The organism is Pantoea eucrina, assembly GCF_002095385.1.
GTDB classification, from domain to species: domain Bacteria; phylum Pseudomonadota; class Gammaproteobacteria; order Enterobacterales; family Enterobacteriaceae; genus Pantoea; species Pantoea eucrina.
The window spans coordinates 101,132-121,958 of sequence record NZ_MIPP01000003.1; the positions used below are offsets into that span (position 1 = coordinate 101,132).

Here is a 20,827-nt window from a genome sequence, read left to right on the forward strand (position 1 = left end):
CCGATGATTATCTATTTACTGCGCCGTTTGCTGCTGCTGGTGATCACCCTGTTTCTGCTGTCGCTGGTGAGCTTCAGCCTGAGCTATTTCACCCCAAACGCGCCGCTCGAAGGCGCGTCGCTTCTCGATGCGTGGTGGTTCTGGACCCAGGGTTTGCTGCAGTTTGATTTTGGCGTCTCCAGCATTAACGGGCTGCCGGTTGATCTGCAGCTGCGTGAAGTCTTCCCCGCCACGCTGGAGCTGTGCGTGCTCGCGTTTATGCTCGCGCTGCTGGCCGGTATTCCGCTCGGTATCTGTGCCGGGGTCATGCGTAAAAAATGGCCGGACAGAGCGATCAGCGCGCTGGCGCTGCTGGGCTTTTCCATGCCGGTATTCTGGCTGGCGCTGCTGTTTACCCTGTTTTTTTCACTAACGCTCGGCTGGCTGCCGGTATCGGGTCGATTCGACCTGCTTTATCCGGTGCAGAATGTCACCGGGTTTGCGCTGATCGACGCCTGGCTGAGTCCGTCGCGCTGGCGTCATGAGATGCTGCTGAGCGCGCTGTCACATATGGTGCTGCCTGTGATCGTGCTCGCCGTAGCACCCACCACCGAAGTGATCCGGCTGCTGCGCATCAGTACCAGTGAAGTGATGGATAAAAATTATGTTAAAGCGGCGGCTACCCGCGGCCTGTCGCGCTTCACCGTAATCCGCCGTCACGTGCTGCATAACGCTCTGCCACCGGTGATCCCGCGGCTGGGACTGCAATTTTCGACCATGCTGACGCTGGCGATGATCACCGAAGTCGTTTTCAACTGGCCGGGTCTGGGACGCTGGCTGATTAACGCCATCCGCCAGCAGGATTATGCGGCCATTTCCGCTGGCGTAATGGTTGCGGGCGGGCTGGTGATTATCGTCAGCGTTCTCTCTGATATTCTTGGCGCCGCCCTGAACCCGCTAAAGCACAAGGAGTGGTATGCCCATCGATAACGTTTACGCCGAGAAGCGGCTGCCAAGCACGCTGCGCCTCAGCTGGCATCACTTCTACCGCGATACGGGCGCGATGATCGGCCTGTATGGCTTTGGCACGCTGCTGCTGCTCTGCCTGTTTGGCCGGCTGATCGCGCCGTATGGCATCGATCAGCAGTTTCTGGGCTATCAGCTGCTGCCGCCCTCCTGGTCACGCTACGGCGACGTCTCATTTTTCCTCGGCACTGACGACCTGGGCCGTGATGTGCTGAGCCGCCTGCTGAGCGGCGTGGCGCCGACGGTGGGTTCCGCGCTGGTGGTGACGCTGCTGGCCGCGCTGGCCGCGCTGCTGCTGGGTATTCTGGCGGGCATGACGCGCGGCGTGCGTTCCGCCGTGATGAACCACGTTCTGGATACGCTGCTGTCAATTCCGTCACTGCTGCTGGCGATTATCGTGGTTGCTTTTCTCGGGCCGCAGCTGGCGCACGCCATGCTGGCGGTGCTGCTGGCGCTGATCCCGCGGCTGGTACGGGAGATCTACACCGCCGTGCACGATGAGCTGGAGAAAGAGTATGTTGTGGCGCTGCGTCTGGACGGCGCCCGCAATCTCAGCATTCTCTGGAACGCGGTGCTGCCCAATATCCTGCCGCTGCTGATTGGTGAGTTTACCCGCTCACTGTCGATGGCAATCCTGGATATCGCCGCGCTGGGCTTCCTGGACCTGGGCGCACAGCTTCCTTCGCCGGAATGGGGAGCGATGCTGGGAGATGCGCTGGAGCTGATCTATGTTGCGCCCTGGACGGTGATGCTGCCGGGTGCGGCGCTGATGATAAGCGTCCTGATTGTTAACCTGCTGGGCGACGGTATCCGTCGCGCGGTTGAGGCGGGAGCTGAATAATGCCGCTACTGGATATCCGCAATCTGACGATTGAGTTTATGACGCCCGAAGGGCCGGTCAAGGCGGTGGACCGCATTAACCTGACGCTGAGCGAGGGAGAGATCCGCGGGCTGGTGGGGGAATCAGGCTCCGGAAAAAGCCTGGTGGCTAAAGCGATCTGCGGCGTTACGAAAGATAACTGGCGCGTTACCGCCGATCGTATGGTGTTTGACGACATCGATCTGCAGCGTCTTTCGCCGCGCGAACGGCGTAAAATCATGGGGCACAATGTCTCGATGATTTTTCAGGAGCCGCAATCCTGTCTCGATCCCTCGGAGAGCGTCGGCCGCCAGCTGATGCAGGCGATCCCACGCTGGACGCATAAGGGCCGCTGGTATCAGCGCCTGTGGTTCTGGCGCAAAGCACGCGCTATTGAATTACTGCACCGGGTAGGTATTCGCGATCACAAAGATATTATGCGCAGCTTTCCCTACGAACTTACCGAGGGCGAGTGTCAGAAAGTGATGATAGCGATTGCGCTGGCAAATCAGCCGCGCCTGCTGATTGCCGATGAGCCGACTAACGCCATGGAGCCTACCACCCAGGCGCAGATATTTCGCCTGCTGAGCCGCCTGAACCAGAATAACAACACCACGATTCTGCTGATCAGCCACGATCTGCGCACCATGAGCAAATGGGCTGACCGCATTAACGTGATGTATTGCGGACAGACGGTGGAGACCGCGCAGAGCGAAGAGCTGATGAGCACGCCGCACCACCCCTACACGCAGGCGCTGATCCGCGCGATGCCCGATTTTGGCAGCGCGCTACCGCACAAAAGCCGTCTGAACACGCTCTCCGGCGCGATTCCGTCGCTGGAGCATCTGCCGATTGGCTGCCGGCTTGGCCCGCGCTGCCCCTACGCGCAGCGCAAATGCGTTGAAACGCCGCGCCTGACCGGCAGTAAATCGCATCTGTTTGCCTGTCACTTTCCGCTTAACCGGGAGCGTCAGTAATGGAAACCCTGCTGGAAGTACGCAACCTGAGCAAAACCTATCGCTATCGCACCGGGCTGTTTCGTCGCCAGCACGTCGAGGCGGTAAAAAATGTCAGTTTTACGCTGCGTGAAAAGCAGACACTGGCAATCATTGGCGAGAACGGCTCCGGCAAATCCACGCTGGCCAAGATGCTGAGCGGCATGGTGGCTCCGAGTGCCGGTGAAATGCTGATTGACGATCATCCGCTGAGCTATGGCGACTACGGCTATCGCAGCCAGCGCATCCGGATGATTTTTCAGGACCCGTCGACCTCGCTGAATCCGCGCCAGCGCGTCAGTCAGATCCTCGACCTGCCGCTGCGTCTGAATACGGAGCTGGATGATGAGGCGCGCGAGCAGCGTATTATCAGCACGCTGCGTCAGGTCGGGCTGCTGCGCGACCATGCAGGATACTATCCGCATATGCTGGCGCCGGGCCAGAAGCAACGCCTGGCGCTGGCGCGGGCGCTGATCCTGCAGCCCAAGGTGATCGTGGCCGATGAGGCGCTCGCCTCGCTGGATATGACCATGCGCTCTCAGCTGGTTAACCTGATGCTGGAGCTGCAGGAGAAACATGGCATCGCCTATATCTACGTCACGCAGCATCTTGGCATGATGAAACATATCAGCGATCAGGTGCTGGTGATGCATCAGGGTGAAGTGGTTGAGCGCGGCGGCACCGCGGATGTTTTAGCCTCGCCGCTGCATGAGCTGACCAAAAGGCTCATCGCCAGCCACTTTGGTGAAGCGCTGACCGCTGAAGCCTGGCGGCGCGCGCTCTGAATGCCGCCCGTCTCGCGGAAAACGCGGTGCGGTTTACCGTATTTGACACAGACGTGCTAGAATCCGCACGTCGATTAACGTCGGTCGTATACTTTTTAATCATCACGACCGCCAACAACAATGACCATAAGGATTACAGCTATGGGTTTTCTTTCCGGTAAGCGCATTCTGATTACTGGCGTTGCCAGTAAACTCTCCATCGCCTACGGTATTGCGCAGGCGATGCATAAGCAGGGCGCAGAACTGGCTTTCACCTACCAGAACGACAAACTGAAAGGTCGTGTGGAAGAGTTCGCTAAAGAATTGGGTTCAGACATTGTTCTGCCTTGCGATGTTGCAGAAGATGAGAGCATCACTGCCCTGTTCACTGAGCTGGCAAAAACCTGGCCAAAATTTGACGGTTTCGTGCACTCTATCGGCTTTGCCCCGGGCGATCAGCTGGATGGTGACTACGTCAATGCCGTGACCCGCGAAGGTTTTAAAATCGCGCACGACATCAGCGCTTACAGCTTCGTGGCAATGGCCAAAGAGTGCCGCGCGATGCTGAACCCGAATGCAGCCCTGCTGACCCTCTCTTATCTGGGCGCAGAGCGTGCTATTCCAAACTACAACGTTATGGGTCTGGCGAAAGCGTCGCTGGAAGCTAACGTACGCTACATGGCTAACGCAATGGGTCCGGAAGGCGTGCGCGTCAACGCCGTATCTGCGGGTCCAATTCGTACCCTGGCTGCCTCCGGCATCAAAGATTTCCGTAAAATGCTCTCCCACTGTGAAGCGGTTACCCCGATTCGCCGTACGGTGACCATCGAAGACGTAGGTAACTCTGCGGCCTTCCTGTGCTCCGACCTGGCAGGTGGTATCACCGGTGAAGTTGTTCACGTTGATGGCGGCTTTAGCATTGCTGCGATGAACGAGCTGGAACTGAAATAAGTTTTGCAGGGGCGAGCCTGACTCGCCCCACTCCCTCTTTGACCGCACTATATACCCATTCGATATTAATTATTCCCCTTCATTCTTTTGCCTGTGCCTGACCATCAGCGACGATAAGCCTGCCCCCGAGTGGCGACACGCTTTTCAGAATTTCCCGTCGTACGCTCAGCCCGAATTTAGCGAAAGGATGGATTATGGAACAACGCCGTTTTACCGGCCATAACCTCTGGCTGTATGAAAGCCAGGCTCGCCCATACACCTCCACCACTGCCCCGCTGGTCCCCGAGGCCGCCCTGGTTAACGATCGATTCCTGCTTGGTCTGCAGCAGGAAGTAACGGTTTTACAGCCGCTGTTTCGCCGCTTTCAGCCGGCATTGCTGGCGGCTCGCGATGTAAGCCAGCTGTTGTTTCCCGACAGCCTGACGGCATCGCAAACGCATACGCTGACACTCTATGACCGGCTAAGCGCGGCCCTGACGGTCGCCCAGGTAGCGGGCGTTCAGCGCCTGTGCAATCACTACTCAGCGCGCCTCAACCCGCTCCCCGGTCCCGACTCTTCCCGCGAGAGCAACAATCGCCTGACGCAGATGACGCAGTATGCCCGTCAGCTGGCGATGCAGCCGGCGCTTATTAACGCTCACAGCCTCGGCGCGCTGGAGGCGGTGGGACTGACAGAGCCCGATATCATCACGCTGACCCAGATTATCGGTTTCACAGGATTCCAGGCGCGGATGGTGGCTGGCGTGCAGGCGCTGCTGGCACAGCCGGTACGCTGGATCCCCGGCGCATCAGTGCCGCCCGACGCCTGCGCCACGCTGTTTGCTGAAGATAATCTCTGCTCGCCCGGGCTGAAGCCGCTGGAGCGACGTTACGCCAGCCTGCAGCAGCTGAGCGCGCAGGCTGACTGTCTGAACGATAGCGATCTGGAGCCGCTGAGCTGGCTGCTGATGTATGATGCGCCGGTTCTGAGCGGCCTGCAGCGCCTGAAACAGCAGCTGCTGCCGGTTAACCCGGAGGCGGAAGCGCTGGCGCTGGCGGTCAGCGCGCGTATTCTCGGCTGTCGTCAGCGTTTTACACGCTACGCCGGTGAGTGGCGTGAAGCGTTGCTGGCTGACGCTGCGCATAATCGCGACGCGGTGGCTGCGCTGAGCGGGCAGCTGACGCGTCAGCCCGATCGGTTTAGTGCCGCCCACCTGCAGCCGCTGATCAACAGCGGCTGGGATCATACCGCCCTGTTTACGCTGTTGCAGAGAGTGGCGCTGGCCAGCTGGGAAGACCGGCTTACTATGGCGCTGGCAGAGACGCGTCAGTCATGAAGATGGCGGCGCGCCTCATCAAAAAAGTGCTGCGCCAGCGGTGAGGCACGTCCCGGCTCTGCGATCACCAGCGCAGCCTGTCGTCCCATTGGTGCCATATCGATCGGGCGCCGCGCCAGGTTCTGCAACAGTTCGGGCAGCAGATGTCCGCACGGTGATACCATTACGCCGAGGCCAACCTGTGCGCTCTGCAGCAGTTGCATAATGGAGGCGCTCTCAACGATCACACGCGGCAGCACACCGGTTTCGCGCAGCTGGCCATCAAGATAACGCCGGAAATAGCGCGTGGGTTCAGCCAGACAGAGCGGCTGCGCTGCCAGGGTATGCAGTGAGAGCCGCTGCTGCTTCAGCAGCGCCGGAAAGTGCTGCGGGTTAAAAATCGCTTCCACTCCGCCGTCGTTCAGCAATGCCGTCTGAAAGTGCAGCTCGCGCAGGGACGTCAGCTCAAAAAAGCCGATGCCGCCGTCAACGGTATGGCTGTTCAGCGCTTCCAGTAACTGATCGGCGCTCATCGCCGCGACGCGATAGTCCAGCTGAGGATAGCGCGCCTCGACCGCTTTAAGCAGCGCCGGCAGTGCCACGCTGCACTGCGGCATCACGCCCAGCCGCAGCGTACCGTTTACGCCATGCTTAAGAGATTCAACCTCCAGCTTCAGTCCCTGATAGACAGAAACAATTTCCCGCGCCCAGGTCAGCACCCGCTCACCTTCCGGGGTAAAGCCGTCAAAGTTGTTACTGCGGTTAATCAGCGATAACCCCAGCTCACGCTCGAGGTTTTTGAGCCGCATTGAGAGCGTAGGCTGGCTGACAAAACTCGCTTCTGCCGCCCGGCCAAAATGGCGCTCCCGCTCAAGATTACACAGGTAAATTAATTGTTTTATGTCTATTTTGATTACCTATCAACGACTTATGAACTATAAAACATCTGATAAAATTATTATGTACTAACCTGCGTAATAAATAAAAAATTGCTCAGATACAGAGTGCGGATGATCAGGTAGCTCAGCATGAATGTCAAAATGAAACATCTGTGTGCCGCATCTCGCACGTTACCTTCTCATTACGATGACATCATTCAGCGGCTCACCTTCCATAACCTCGCCCTCTTCCGTCGCCAGGCTGTAGCGGTACATCTTGCACGGCCCTGAGTAGCCGTTGCACTGATACACAATTATGCTGCCGGGCTTTACCGCTGCAGCTGAGACCTGATCCCCATTGATTAATACACCGTGATGTGGCAGATGCCTGGCTTATTAATTCCAGCAAAAAACCGCCTGGGGGCGGTTAAAAAACGGTGTGAATCGCTGCTCTTTGGCTGAATTACAACCTGCCAATGGCCGCTACTCCTTGCTGGATAATTCGTTAGCCGATTTTCTCCAGAGAAGCCCGGCTCTTTCTACTGAGGTGCGACACGAACTGGTATAACTTCATTCATGCTTTTCGGACGCATAGGGAATGTTTCTGACTCTATGGCTCCTTTTATAGCGTCGACTGCTGCAGCACAGAGCTTTTGGTTTCCTTCAAGCACCATGACATCCGTAGGCTGCTGGCCTACTGGCTGTGTAACTTGCAGGGTGCAGATCTTGCCTCGGTATAGATCAGTATCAAAGAGGCGATATTGTATGGCAGAAGTGAACTGGCATACCCACAGAAGTGTATCTCTGTCTGCTTTCGCCTGAGGAATTTGCGACTCACATTGATTCTTCAACCCGACCGCAGTTGGAAATTTAGAAGATTGCTTCGCCTTTAGTCTGGCCTGAGATTGCGGATTAGACTGACAACCAGCCAGCAGTACGACAAGAGCTAAAAAAAACGATTTTTTCATCATGGCTTCCATGCGGGTAATTTGGTCTCTTATATCACCCAAATTACCCGCATGGAAAGTTACACCTAGCCAGGGCTAACATTCCCTGAATGCATCCTGTTGCGAGGCTCTGTTTTCGTCAATCCTGCTGATGGCTCTTAATTTGCCGTTGCACTCATTCAGCGAATCCAGCAGCCGCAAGTTAAGCAGGATGCCGTCACCCCAGGTCGTCAGTTTCGGAAGAGCTGGCACCGGGCAATTACTGAGCAGGCTTGCCGGTATCGGCAGCTGCGGCTCCTTTTCTGTTCAGGGATTGATGACAGGGTGAACAGAACAAGCCCGGTTAAACTTCTTACTGCCACCTGAGGAACTTCCCTGATCCTTCCCGCCGCTAAATGCCCGATGCAGCTTTAGTTGATCATAATGAGAACGCCGCGATTACGGCTATTCGCGTGTAAAAGATGCCCGCTGTCTCACGGATAGATTTGAGATCGCTTTGAGTGGCGGGGGTGAAAACGAAAAAGGCACTGCCGAAGCAGTGCCTTTGGTGTTGCAAAATGAGAGCTGGACCGCCGTCGGGGATTTTAACCCCGCTCTCTGCCCTAAGTAGCCAGCGCTCTGTCCAATGAGCTAACGGCGGATAACTGCGGTGCCAGACGTTTTCAGATTGCTGTTAAAGCAGCTGGTGAGCCTTACCCGATGGCAAACTGATACTGCCCGCGAAGGCAATTTAACGTATGACCTGATTATAACATATTGGTTACCCGACGATGCCGGGACAGAGCAAACAGAGGGGCAAGCGCGGTCTGGCCAGCTGTCAGCTGGCTCTGTCTGAGCCGGTAAGCGATACGGGCCGGGGGATAACTCATAAGCATTAATGATAAATAAACATTTACTTATAGGATTATTCTGATACATTAGGTGTGCAAAGATTGCACACAGCAAAAGGACTATAAAAATGAAAAAAGTCGCCACGCTTCTGGTTTTAACTGCAGCATTTGTTTTTTCAACGGCAGCGGTTGCCTGTCCTAAAGGGACCCACCCTCACGGCGGTACCGGCTCGCACCATGCTGGCGGTACGTGTTATTGATTCCTGTAAGTGCGTTTGCAGGATAAAGAGCCAGCGTTGTTCTCAGCCAGCCCACCGACAGGTGGGTTTTTTTATGCCCTCTGCGCTTCATAACCGGTAAGCGCTGCGCACAAAAAAGCTGCCCGCAGGCAGCTTCAGGGTAATGCCCTACCCGGCGCTTATCTCCGGCACTCGCAATGGCTTAGCTCTTGAAAGGGCAGCGCCACTATCGCAAATATCAGTCCGGCACGTTTAACAATGATTGCGATATTCACTATTAGCAGGCTTATAAATCAGCTTACCCCGAGCGCCTGTTTGACTTCATTCGCAATTTTTTCAACCTGCGGGCCATAGATCACCTGCACATCATGTTCCGTCACGCGGTTAACGCCGTTAGCTCCGGTGGAAAGCAGCGTCTGATCAACTACCTCATTCATTGCCTTGACGCGTACCCGCAGGCGGGTAAAGCAGCAATCGACTTCCTCTATATTCGCTTCGCCGCCCAGACCGCTGATAATGACTCTGGTACGCTCGTCTGCCGTGACCTGCGGCGCTTTCTGCTCATCTTCACTCTCGCGTCCCGGCGTCTCTACCCCCATACGCGTGATGACCAGGCGAAACAGATAGTAATAAAGCGGCGCGTAACAGGCACCCAGCACTAGCGTCCACCACCAGTGGGTCTTACTGCCGCCGAGAATGCCGAATACCACCAGATCGATAGCGCCGCCCTGCACGTTGCCAATCATCAGGTGCAGCATCGACATCAGCATAAACGAGAGGCCGGTCAGCAGCGCATGCAGCACATAAAGTACTGGTGAGACAAAGATAAAACAGAACTCCAGCGGCTCAGTAATACCGGTGGTAAATGAGGTCAGCGCCCCCGCCAGCACCAGCGCTTTTACCCGCTGCTTATGCTCCGGACGGGCCGTATGGTAGATCGCCAGGGCGGCGGCCGGCAGACCAAACATCATGACCGGGATTTTGCCCTGCGCCAGAAACTGCGTGGCGGTGCGCACGGTGTCATCCGGAATCGCCCCCGGATGCGTCAGCGAACTGTTAAAGATATTGAGCGCGCCGACGACGCTCTGCCCCTCGACGGTGGCCATCCCGCCAATCGGGGTAAAGCGCACCGTCTCGTTCAGAATATGGTGCAGGCCGGTCGGGATCAGCAGCCGTTCGCACGCTCCCAGCAGAAAGGCGCCATATTGCCCGCTTTTACCAATCATCTCTCCGACCCAGGCAATACCGGCTCCGATAGTTGGCCAGATGAGCGCCAGCAGCACGCCCGCCAGCGGCAGCACAACCACGGTAATAATCGGCACAAAGCGGCGTCCGCCAAAAAAGCTGATCGCCACCGGAAGCTGCTGAGTATAAAAGCGGTTGTGCAGTACTACCGTAAGCAGCCCGGCAATCACCCCGCCCAGTACGCTCATGTTGTAGGTAAAAATGCCCAGCATCTGGATATATTCTGCCGACAGCATCATCGCGCTGGTTTGATCCATCCCCGCCTGCTGCAGCGCCTGCGGCGTGGTGGTTGCGGCGGTCAGCCCTTTGGCTGCCAGGGTGGCGCTGATGCCTGTGTTCATCATCAGATAACCAATGACGGCGGCAAAAGCGGCCGTGGGTTTCTCCGCTTTCGCCAGCCCGATTGCGCTGGCAACGGCAAAGAACAGCGGCAGGTTGGCAAAAAGTGCACCGGCAACCTTGCGGATAAAGCCGATGATCAGCTGTGGCACCTGCATCTGTGCAAAGGCTTCACCGGTGATCGCCGGGTTCTGCAGCGCGGCGGCCAGTCCGAGAAATATGCCAGCGGCGGCGATAACCGAGATAGGCATCATCAGCGCTTTACCAAACGCGTGGATCTGGCTGGTGAGTTGTTTCATGACGCGCTCCTTCACACGGTGAAAGAGCAATTATTAGCCACTATTACGCTGCTTACGCAGCCGCGTGTCTCTCAGAGCTGAGGTAATTTGAATTAGATCACAGTTTGTCGCCATGGCGATAAACGCCGCCTATCGCTCAATTAAGTCAATCAATTAGACAACCTCTGTTCTCAGTCGCACACTTCTTTTCAACAGAAGACATATTCTGATAACAACTCATAAACAATAAGCCTGCGACTACCATGAAATTTAAACGTAAAATTCAGCCTTACCGCGCTGCTGCTGGCGGCTGGGGTTCACTGGAAGCGACCACCCGTTTCGTATTTGACAGCAAAGCTGCCCTGAAAAATATGCGTAATCTGATGCGCATGAACAAAGCGCGCGGCTTCGACTGCCCCGGCTGTGCCTGGGGCGATGATAATAAAAGTACGTTTAGCTTCTGTGAGAACGGCGCCAAAGCGGTGACCTGGGAAGCGACGCGACGCGTGGTCGAGCCTGCGTTTTTTGCTCAGCACAGCGTCAGCACGCTCTATCAGCAGAGCGACTATTTTCTCGAGTATCAGGGGCGTCTGACGCACCCGATGCGCTATAACAGCACCACCGATCACTATGAACCCATCAGCTGGGATGCGGCGTTTGCGCTGATTGCTCAGCACCTGAAAGCGATGGACCATCCCGATCAGCTGGAACTCTACACTTCCGGGCGCGCCAGCAATGAAGCCTCCTGGCTCTATCAGCTGTTTGGTCGTGTGATGGGCACCAATAACTTCCCTGACTGTTCCAACATGTGCCATGAAGCCAGCGGCAGCGGCCTGAAACGCAGCATCGGTGTCGGAAAAGGCACCATTCGTCTCGACGATTTCGATCACGCTAACGCCATTTTTGTGCTCGGGCAAAACCCGGGGACCAACCATCCGCGCATGCTGCACAGCCTGCGTCACGCTGCCGATCACGGCGCAAAAATTGTGACATTTAATACCCTGCGTGAACGTGGTCTGGAGCGCTTTGCCGATCCGCAAAAGCCGCTGGAAGTGGTCACATCCAAAGCCGGCACCATCAGTTCCGCCTACTATCAGCCCAACCTCGGTGGCGATATGGCCGCCCTGCGCGGCATGGTGAAAGCGCTGCTGGAAGTGGAGCGCGCGCGCCTTGCTGCCGGTGAGCCGGGCATTTTCGATCGGACGTTTATCGCCGCAAATACGCAGGGCGTTGAGGCCTATCTGGACGCGGTAGATAACACCTCGTGGCAGCAGATTGTGCAGCAGTCAGGCCTGAGCGAAGCGCAGATCCGCGAAGCGGCGGCCATTTATCAGAGCGCGGAACGGGTGATTATCACCTGGGCGATGGGGATCACGCAGCATAAGCACTCCGTCGACACCGTACGCGAAATCGTCAACCTGCAGCTGCTGTTTGGTCAGCTGGGTAAAAAAGGTGCCGGCCTCTGCCCGGTACGTGGCCACAGCAACGTGCAGGGCAACCGCACCATGGGTATCGATGAAAAGCCTTCTAAGCCTTTCCTTGATGCCATGGGCGCCCATTTTGGTTTTGAACCCCCGCGTAATGCCGGTCACAACACCGTTGAAGCGCTGGGCGCCATGCTGCGTGATGAAGTGAAAGTGCTGATTGCTCTCGGCGGCAATCTGGCGGCGGCAGCGCCCGACTCTCCGGTTACGGAAGCCGCGCTGCAGCACTGTGGTCTGACGGTGCATATCAGCACCAAGCTCAACCGCAGTCATCTGGTGCCGGGTCATGAAGGGCTGATCCTGCCTACGCTGGGCCGCACCGAGCGCGATCGACAGGCTGGTGGTAATCAGTTCATTACCGTTGAGGACTCATTCAGTATGGTTCACGCTTCAGAAGGCGTGGGCATCCCGCTGGCGGAGACGCAGCGTTCAGAAACCGCCATTGTGGCAGGTATCGCCCACGCGACGCTGGGCAGCGATCATATCGACTGGCTCGGCATGGCGGCGGACTACAATATTATCCGCGATCATATCGCCGCGACGATCCCGGGCTTTGCTGATTTCAATACAAAGTGCGACCAGCCTGGCGGTTTTTATCTCGGCAACGCGGCGGCAGAGCTGCGCTTTAATACGCCATCGCAGCGTGCTGAATTCAGCGCGTCCGCCCTGCCCGACTCGCTGTTTCCTCAGCTCGGCAGCGACGTGACCGTGCCGTTTACGCTGCAGACGCTGCGTTCACACGATCAATACAACACCACGATTTACGGTCTCGACGATCGCTATCGCGGCGTCTATGGTCAGCGTGAAGTGGTGTTTATTCATCCTGAGGATATGGCGGCGCTGGGCTTTACCGAAGGCCAGCAGGTGGATATTGAAACCCTCTGGAATGATGGCCTGACCCGTCGCGTCAGCGGCTTTAAACTGGTGCCGTACAATATTCCGCGCGGGAATCTCGCAGCCTACTATCCGGAAACCAACCCGCTGGTACCGCTCTCAAGCTACGGCGATATCAGCGGAACGCCGACCTCTAAATCGGTGCCGGTGAAGCTCACGCTTAGCGCCGCCCTGCCCACGCAGCGTATCGCCTGATTACGCGTTATTCTCTGAAACAAAAGCCGCGCTCTGCGGCTTTTTAACCCGTTTTAACCTTGCCGCGCGCCCCTGATTCGCGTAAAACTGTCCACCGCTCTTAGGCCACGAAACTGACTAAATTATGTTCCAGGATAACCCGCTGCTCGCGCAGCTGAAAGAGAAGCTTCACGCGCAGAATCCGCGCGCCGAAGGCGTTGTGAAAGGCACAGAAAAAGGCTTTGGCTTCCTTGAAGTTGATGCTCAGAAAAGCTACTTCATTCCGCCACCGCAAATGAAGAAAGTGATGCACGGCGATCGTATCACCGCGGTGATCCACACCGATAAAGATCGTGAAAGTGCAGAGCCGGATACCCTGATTGAGCCGTTTCTGACGCGCTTCGTCGGCCGGGTGCAGAAAAAAGACGATCGTCTCGCCATCGTGCCGGATCATCCGCTGCTGAAAGATGCCATTCAGTGTCGCGCCGTGCGCGGTCTGACGCACGATTTCCAGAACGGTGACTGGGCTGTGGCTGAAATGCGTCGCCATCCGCTGAAAGGCGATCGCGGCTTTTATGCTGAGCTGACTGAATTTATCGTTACCGCAGACGACCACCTGGCGCCGTGGTGGGTCACGCTGTCGCGCCATAACCTGGAGCGCGAAGCGCCAGAGAGTGAATGCGGCGGAATGCTGGATGAGCAGCTGACGCGTGAAGATCTCACCGCGCTGAATTTTGTCACCATCGACAGCGCCAGTACGCAGGATATGGACGATGCGCTCTATGCGGAAGCGCAGGCGGATGGCAGCCTGCTGTTGACCATCGCTATTGCCGATCCGACCGCTTACGTAGCGGAAGGCAGCGAGCTTGATAAGCTGGCCGCCCGGCGCGCGTTTACCAACTACCTTCCCGGCTTTAACATTCCTATGCTGCCGCGCGAGCTCTCCGATAATATCTGTTCGCTGCGCCCGCATGAGAAACGTCCGGTGCTCGCCTGCCGGGTGACGGTCCAGCCGGATGGCGCACTCGCTGACGACGTGCATTTCTTTGCAGCCTGGATTGAATCCAAAGCCAAACTGGTTTACGACAACGTCTCAGACTGGCTGGAAAACAGCGGCAGCTGGCAGCCGGAAAATGAGGCGATTGCTGAGCAGATCCGTCTGCTGCATCGTCTCTGCCTGGCGCGCAGTGAATGGCGTCAGACCCATGCGCTGGTATTCAAAGATCGCCCCGATTTCCGCTTCCTTCTGGGAGAGAAAGGCGAAGTGCTGGATATTATCGCTGAACATCGTCGTATCGCTAACCGCATGGTTGAAGAGGCGATGATTCTGGCCAACATCTGCGCGGCGAACGTGCTGCAGAAAAAACTGGGTTTTGGCATCTACAACCTGCACACCGGCTTCGATCTGGCCAACGCTGAACAGGTAGCCGGCGTGCTGGCTGGTCACGGCATTACCGTCGATCCGCAGGCCATTACGACACTGGAAGGGTTCCGTCAGATGCGTCGCGAACTCGACGCGCAGCCGACTCAGTATCTCGACAGCCGCATTCGCCGTTTCCAGAGCTTTGCTGAGATTGGCACCGAACCCGGCCCGCACTTTGGTCTGGGTCTGGATGCCTATGCGACGTGGACCTCACCGATCCGTAAATTTGGCGATATGATCAACCATCGCCTGCTGAAAGCTATTGTGCGCGGTGAGAGCATTGCCCGTCCGCAGAGTGACGTTACGGTTATCATGGGTGAGCGTCGCCGCCTTAACCGGATGGCTGAGCGCGATGTGGGTGACTGGCTTTATGCGCGTTTCCTGACGCCTTTCGCCGGCAGCGAGCGCAAATTCAGCGCCGAGATCATTGATGTATCGCGCGGCGGTATGCGCGTACGCCTGCAGGAGAACGGTGCGGTGGCCTTTATTCCGGCGCCGTTTATTCATGCGGTACGCGATGAGCTGGTCTGCTCGCAGGAGAGCGGCACGGTGCAGGTTAAAGGTGAAGTGGTGTATCGCGTCACCGATATTATTGATGTCACCATCGCCGAAGTGCGCATGGAGACCCGCAGCGTGGTTGCCCGCCCGGCAGCCTGACGGCGCTCATAGTGCGGGATAACAGATGTTATCCCGCCTCTTCTTTTCTGCTCTGCTTTAAAATTTGTATCGCGCTTCACACTTCTGCTTTTACTACCTTTCGTTAACATTTTTTTACCTTACTTTTAACTCGTTGTATTTCGCTTGCCTGTTTTTCCGGCCTCTACAAGGAGTTAACTCATGAACAACGTCAAAACCGGCATCGTCTGGTTAGCAGTGGCGTTAATCGGTGCTGGCGCATTTGCCATGCTTGCGCTCAGCCGCGGCGAACATGTCAATGCGGTCTGGCTGGTTATTGCATCGGTCGCCTGCTACAGCATCGCTTACCGTTTCTATAGCCTGTTTATCGCCCGCCGCATCTTCGAACTTGACGACCGCCGCCGTACGCCGGCAGAGCGCCTCAGCGATGGTCTGGATTATGTTCCGACCAACAAATGGGTGCTGTTTGGTCATCACTTTGCCGCCATTGCCGGTGCAGGACCGCTGGTCGGACCGATTCTGGCCGCACAGATGGGCTTTCTGCCGGGCACTATCTGGATCCTGGTAGGGGTGATGCTCGCCGGCGCGGTGCAGGACTTCCTGATCCTGTTTATCTCTACCCGCCGTGACGGGCGCTCGCTGGGTGAAATGGCGCGCCAGGAGCTGGGCTCTTTTGCCGGCGTGGTGACGATGCTCGGTGCGCTGGGCGTGATGATCATTATTCTCTCTGCGCTGGCGCTGGTGGTGGTTAAAGCACTCGCTAACAGCCCGTGGGGACTCTTCACCATCGCAGCTACCATTCCCATTGCGCTGTTTATGGGCGTCTATATGCGCTTTCTGCGTCCGGGAAAAATTGCTGAGGTTTCCCTTATCGGTTTTGTACTGATGATGGCAGCGATTATCTATGGAGGCGATGTGGCCGCCGATCCTTACTGGGGCCCCTTCTTTACCCTTAAAGGCACAGAGCTGACGTGGGTGCTGGTGATCTACGGTTTCGTCGCCTCTTCGCTGCCGGTCTGGCTGCTGCTGGCACCGCGCGACTACCTCTCCACCTTCCTGAAGATTGGCGTTATTGTCGGGCTGGCAATAGGAATTCTGTTTGCTATGCCGGAGCTGAAAATGCCGGCGGTCACAAAATTCATTGATGGCACCGGCCCGGTGTTCTCCGGTGCGCTCTTCCCGTTTTTGTTTATCACTATTGCCTGCGGGGCTATCTCCGGGTTTCATGCGCTGGTCTCCAGCGGCACCACGCCTAAACTGGTAGAGCGCGAAAGCCATATCCGGTTTATCGGTTACGGCGCCATGCTGATGGAGTCGTTCGTGGCTATTATGGCGCTGATCTGCGCCTCGGTACTGGACCCGGGCGTCTACTTCGCCATGAACTCCCCGGCTGCGCTGATTGGAACCACCGTCGAGAACGCGTCGCAGGTGATTAATGGCTGGGGCTTTGTTGTCACGCCGGAGATGCTGAGCGGCATTGCACGTGACGTCGGTGAAAGTACGGTGCTCTCACGCGCCGGTGGCGCACCCACCTTCGCCGTGGGTATGGCACACATCATCACCGAGGTATTCAACAGTCGCGCGATGATGGCGTTCTGGTATCACTTTGCCATTCTGTTTGAGGCCTTATTTATCCTGACCGCCGTGGATGCCGGCACCCGCGCCTGCCGTTTTATGGTGCAGGACTTAGTGGGTACCGTGGTTCCGGCAATGGGCAGCAACCGCTCCTGGCTGGGGAATATGGCCGGCACCACCGTTGCCGTTGCCGGCTGGGGCTTTTTTGTCTATCAGGGGGTGGTCGATCCGCTGGGCGGGATCAATACGCTGTGGCCGCTGTTCGGCATTGGTAACCAGATGCTCGCCTCAATGGCGCTGATCCTCGGGACAGTGGTGCTGTTTAAGATGAAAAAACAGCGCTACGCGTGGGTCACTATTCTCCCTACCGCATGGTTATTTATCACCTCGATGACCGCGGGCTGGCAGAAGATTTTTCATGAAAAACCCGCCATCGGCTTTCTGGCTCAGGCGCGCAAATTTCAGCAGGGCATCGACAATGGCATCGTGATCGCCCCGGCCAAAAGCGTGGCGGATATGCAGACCATTATCTTCAGCAATCAGATCAACGCGGCGCTGTGCGGCTTCTTTATGCTGGTTGCAGTCACCATGCTGGTTGCCGCCTTCTTTGTTATTCGTCGTGCGCTCCGCAGCACGTCACCGACCGTGCGCGAAGCAGAGGTTTCACTGCGTAAGGAGGTACGCCATGTCTGAGTCCATCTATCGCTGGACGCCTCCCGGCGCAGGCTGGCAGATAAAGCGTTGCTTACTGATAGTGAGTGCCGCTGATACCCCGCCGCTCTCCCGCTGGCAGCAAATCTGGCGCGGATTGCAGCAGAGCTTTCGTTTAATGGTTGGCGTGCACGATTATCAAACTTATCTGAAGCATATGCGCCTCCATCATCCTGAAACGCCGCCCATGGATGAGCGCACTTTTCACCGGCACTGTCTCAATGCCCGCTTTCCGAGCCAGGCTGGAAACCCCGGCAGATGTCCCTGCTGATGATTATAAGCCCCGTTTTCGGGGCTTTTTCGTGCCATTCTTTAATAAAAACAAAAATATATTCGGTTTGCATCTTGTGCTTACGCAGGAGGTTGAATACTGTTGCTAAAATAATGAGATAGAGTCTTAGAGACATGGCCGGAGGAAGTTTAAATGACCGATGAACAGGGGCAAACCTTGCTGTATGCCTTGTTTGGCACCACCAGCCCCCATTGGCGGTTAACCTCTGACAGTGACGCACTGCATTTTGCCGAAGATGAAAATGCCAATACCAATCTGGCCGTTTCGCTTACTCCGGCGCAGGCCAGTCTGTTACGGGCGATGACGGTGATCACCTCCAGCATTAATCTTACTCTGCCGCTGCACGGAACCCCGGTGCCAATGCACTTTGTCGGACGTAAAGTGAACCAGTCTACCTGGGCCGGCACCGCCTCTGCATGGGGTGATACGTCGTCGGTTGCCCGCGATCTCACCCAGGGACTCTCTTTCGCCGAACAGGTGGTATCTGAAGCTAACTCGGTTATCGTTATCCTCGACCAGCGCGGTAACATTCAGCGCTTTAATCGTTTGAGTGAAGAGTATACCGGCCTGAAAGAGCAGGAAGTTATCGGTCGTAACGTCTTTCAGCTATTTATGACCCGGCAGGAGGCGCAGGCTTCACGCCGTAATATCACCGGTTTTTTCCGCGACGGAAATTCGTATGAAGTTGAGCGCTGGGTCAAAACCAAAAAGGGTCAGCGACTGTTTCTGTTCCGTAATAAGTTCGTTCACAGCGGCAGCGGGAAAAATGAAATTTTCCTCATCTGTTCCGGTACGGATATCACCGAAGAGCGACGGGCACAGGAGCGGCTTCGGGTGCTGGCAAATACCGATACGGTCACGGGTTTGCCTAATCGTAACGCTATTCACCAGCAAATTAGCCTGGCACTGGAGCTGGCGAACGGTTCTCAGACCGGCGTGGTCTACCTCGATCTCGACAATTTTAAAAAGGTAAATGACGCTTACGGTCATATGTTCGGCGATCAGCTGCTGCAGGCGGTATCGCTGGCTATCCTCAGCTGCCTGGGCAAAGATCAGACGCTGGCACGTCTTGGCGGCGATGAATTTGTGGTGCTGGCTGAGCATACCAGTCAGGCGGCGCTGGAGGCGATGTCGTCGCGTATCCTTGAGCGGCTGCGGCAGCCCTTTCGCATCGGGCTTATTGAGGTTTACAGCGGCTGTTCTATCGGAATCTCACTGGCTCCCCTGCATGGCGAAGATCGTGAAAGCCTGATCCGCAATGCGGATACGGCCATGTATCATGCCAAAGAGAATGGCCGCGGCAAGTTCTGCATCTTCACCAGCGAAATGAACAAGCGGGTCTTTGAATACCTCTGGCTCGATACCAATCTGCGTAAAGCGCTGGAGCAGGATCACCTGGTGGTCTATTACCAGCCTAAGGTCGATCGCGACGGCGAGGTGCGCAGCGCCGAAGCGCTGGTACGCTGGAACTCTCCGGAACGCGGCATGGTCTCGCCCGGCGACTTTATCCCCTATGCCGAAGAGTCCGGTCTGATTGTCCCGCTGGGCCGCTGGGTCATGCTTAATGTGCTGCAGCAGATTATAAAGTGGCGCAGTGAAGGCATTTTTCTGCGCGTTGCCGTCAACGTCTCCGCGAAACAGCTTATCGATCAGAGCATCTACAGCGATCTGAAAAATGCGCTGGGCGAAGCGGGGCTGACGGAATCCCCGATCGATATTGAATTAACTGAAAGCTGCCTGATTGAGAATGAAGCGGGTGCGCTTAAGCTCATGAAACAGTTTCAGGAGCTTGGGGCGCAGGTACATCTTGATGACTTCGGCACCGGCTACTCTTCCCTTTCTCAGCTGGCACGGGTACCCATTGATGCCATTAAGCTGGATCAGAGTTTTGTCCGGGATATCAACAAACAACCGGTTTCGCAATCTTTAGTGCGCGCGATTGTGGCGGTTGCCAAAGCCCTTGAGCTGCAGGTGATTGCAGAGGGTATTGAAACCAAAGCGGAAGAGAAATTTGTTCTCACTAACGGTGTGGATGGGCGCCAGGCTATTTTTACGCCAAACCAATGCCCGCAGAACAGCTCGGGCATTGGCTGAAGCATCCTGCCCGTGTTTAACGCTGCGCGGAAGTGTTATCCGGCTTTACGTAATGAAGCACTGTGGCGATTTTGTAACTGCACCAGGCGCTCCATATAGGCGATATCCTTGGGTTCAAGCGTAAAGGCATAATCTACCCAGTCCTCCGTAATATCCATCAGTTCAGCACGTGACAGCTGCAGTACGCGCTGGCGCGCTTTCAGCATGGCACGCACGCCATTCAGCTTCGGCCGTAAGGTATCGATAAAGGTGCGCGTCGCGCGGTACGCTTCACCCGGCTGGAACACTTTATCGACCAGGCCGCGCGTCTCATACCACTCCGCACTGTGCGACTCCCCTTCACAGATCAGCTCTTCTGCCAGCTTCATACCGGAACGACGCGCGACCAGCGAATAGCCACCCATTCCCGGGAACAGATTAAACGCAATCTCCGGGAAACCGAGACGCGCGCTGTTCTGTGCCAGAATGAAATGGTGCGCCAGCGCGGCCTCAAAGCCTCCGCCCAGAGCGCTGCCTTCAATCATCGCCAGCGTTACCGCGCCAGTATCAAACCCGCGAGCCGCCGAGTGAATGCAGTCGACGCAGGCCCGGGCATAGGCACGCAGCGCTTCGCGACGGTTGTTGCGAATGCACTCAACAAAAAAGCGCAGATCGCCACCGGCGTTGAACATCTGTGGGACTAAAGAGCCGGTTACCCAGAAATCGATCGGCAGTCCGGAGCGCTGAGCCGTATAGCTCAGGTTCATGATCTCCTCGATTAATTCATGGTTGAAGCTTGGGCGTGGCTGAGCCCGCAACATCATCCACATGGTGCGACGCCCTTCCTCGTAGTAAGCAACAAGTTGGGTGGTCTGTCCCGCTTCGGTAAACAGGCGGCAGGTTGGTTGGTTAATAACGGTCATAGTCTCATCCTCTAATA

The 20,827-nt window shown here is 56.5% G+C and carries 15 protein-coding genes, 1 tRNA gene and 1 pseudogene; 11 read left to right on the plus strand and 6 right to left on the minus strand.

Annotated features, from left to right (window positions below; all coding sequences use genetic code 11):
• Positions 1 to 3: 3 nt before the first annotated feature.
• The 6 genes from sapB to HA43_RS02970 all read left to right on the plus strand — a co-directional run bounded on the left by sapB (position 4) and on the right by HA43_RS02970 (position 5,890).
• On the plus strand, positions 4 to 969 hold the full coding sequence (gene sapB, locus HA43_RS02945) for a putrescine export ABC transporter permease SapB (protein WP_039384506.1): 966 nt from the start codon (positions 4 to 6) through the stop codon (positions 967 to 969).
• Positions 956 to 1,846, plus strand: a complete 891-nt coding sequence (sapC, locus tag HA43_RS02950; RefSeq protein WP_039384510.1) for a putrescine export ABC transporter permease SapC — start codon at positions 956 to 958, stop codon at positions 1,844 to 1,846. Before sapB ends, sapC begins: the two co-directional genes overlap by 14 nt.
• Positions 1,846 to 2,841 carry a putrescine export ABC transporter ATP-binding protein SapD gene (sapD, locus tag HA43_RS02955; RefSeq protein ID WP_039384513.1) on the plus strand — a complete coding sequence of 332 codons (996 nt, stop codon included), beginning with the start codon at positions 1,846 to 1,848 and terminating at the stop codon, positions 2,839 to 2,841. Before sapC ends, sapD begins: the two co-directional genes overlap by 1 nt.
• Positions 2,841 to 3,644, plus strand: a complete 804-nt coding sequence (gene sapF / locus HA43_RS02960; protein WP_039384515.1) for a putrescine export ABC transporter ATP-binding protein SapF — start codon at positions 2,841 to 2,843, stop codon at positions 3,642 to 3,644. Before sapD ends, sapF begins: the two co-directional genes overlap by 1 nt.
• A gap of 141 nt (positions 3,645 to 3,785) precedes the next feature.
• Complete coding sequence (fabI, locus tag HA43_RS02965) at positions 3,786 to 4,574, plus strand: enoyl-ACP reductase FabI (protein ID WP_039384517.1); 789 nt, start codon at positions 3,786 to 3,788, stop codon at positions 4,572 to 4,574.
• 194 nt (positions 4,575 to 4,768) lie between these two features.
• Positions 4,769 to 5,890: a CMD domain-containing protein gene (locus HA43_RS02970; RefSeq protein WP_094110934.1), complete on the plus strand. Its 1,122-nt coding sequence runs from the start codon at positions 4,769 to 4,771 to the stop codon at positions 5,888 to 5,890.
• Here HA43_RS02970 and HA43_RS02975 read toward each other — a convergent pair.
• The 5 genes from HA43_RS02975 to HA43_RS02990 form a co-directional block, all read right to left on the minus strand.
• The gene (locus HA43_RS02975) at positions 5,881 to 6,777 is read right to left on the minus strand and encodes a LysR family transcriptional regulator (protein WP_094110935.1); all 897 of its coding nucleotides are present in this window, start codon (positions 6,775 to 6,777) and stop codon (positions 5,881 to 5,883) included. The two genes, HA43_RS02970 and HA43_RS02975, sit on opposite strands and share 10 nt — an antisense overlap.
• Before the next feature lie 509 nt (positions 6,778 to 7,286).
• Complete coding sequence (locus HA43_RS02980; RefSeq protein ID WP_244555207.1) at positions 7,287 to 7,718, minus strand: cell envelope integrity TolA C-terminal domain-containing protein; 432 nt, start codon at positions 7,716 to 7,718, stop codon at positions 7,287 to 7,289.
• Between the two features lie 72 nt (positions 7,719 to 7,790).
• On the minus strand, positions 7,791 to 7,982 hold the full coding sequence (gene lysC, locus HA43_RS19400) for an Rz1-like lysis system protein LysC (RefSeq protein ID WP_422662155.1): 192 nt from the start codon (positions 7,980 to 7,982) through the stop codon (positions 7,791 to 7,793).
• 277 nt (positions 7,983 to 8,259) lie between these two features.
• A tRNA-Lys gene (locus HA43_RS02985) sits at positions 8,260 to 8,334 on the minus strand.
• Positions 8,335 to 9,056: 722 nt separating this feature from the next.
• Positions 9,057 to 10,646, minus strand: a complete 1,590-nt coding sequence (locus HA43_RS02990) for a PTS transporter subunit EIIC (protein WP_039384533.1) — start codon at positions 10,644 to 10,646, stop codon at positions 9,057 to 9,059.
• A 242-nt stretch (positions 10,647 to 10,888) separates the two neighbouring features.
• On the opposite strand from HA43_RS02990, the gene HA43_RS02995 reads away from it, so the two are divergent.
• From HA43_RS02995 to pdeR, 5 genes and pseudogenes are all read left to right on the plus strand, one after another.
• Positions 10,889 to 13,198, plus strand: a complete 2,310-nt coding sequence (locus HA43_RS02995) for an FdhF/YdeP family oxidoreductase (protein ID WP_094110937.1) — start codon at positions 10,889 to 10,891, stop codon at positions 13,196 to 13,198.
• A gap of 124 nt (positions 13,199 to 13,322) precedes the next feature.
• Positions 13,323 to 15,257 (plus strand): exoribonuclease II, encoded by a 1,935-nt coding sequence (locus tag HA43_RS03000; protein WP_094110938.1) that lies wholly within the window; start codon positions 13,323 to 13,325, stop codon positions 15,255 to 15,257.
• A 180-nt stretch (positions 15,258 to 15,437) separates the two neighbouring features.
• Positions 15,438 to 17,504: a carbon starvation CstA family protein gene (locus HA43_RS03005; RefSeq protein ID WP_094110939.1), complete on the plus strand. Its 2,067-nt coding sequence runs from the start codon at positions 15,438 to 15,440 to the stop codon at positions 17,502 to 17,504.
• A complete protein-coding gene (locus HA43_RS03010; protein WP_039384547.1) occupies positions 17,497 to 17,793 on the plus strand; it encodes a YbdD/YjiX family protein in 297 nt (98 codons plus the stop codon). The genes HA43_RS03005 and HA43_RS03010 overlap by 8 nt, the downstream gene beginning before the upstream one ends.
• Positions 17,794 to 17,946: 153 nt before the next feature.
• Positions 17,947 to 19,928: pseudogene (gene pdeR / locus HA43_RS03015) on the plus strand (cyclic di-GMP phosphodiesterase).
• A gap of 15 nt (positions 19,929 to 19,943) precedes the next feature.
• Here the strand turns inward: pdeR and HA43_RS03020 are convergent.
• Positions 19,944 to 20,810: a crotonase/enoyl-CoA hydratase family protein gene (locus HA43_RS03020; protein WP_039384553.1), complete on the minus strand. Its 867-nt coding sequence runs from the start codon at positions 20,808 to 20,810 to the stop codon at positions 19,944 to 19,946.
• Between the last annotated feature and the right edge of the window lie 17 nt (positions 20,811 to 20,827).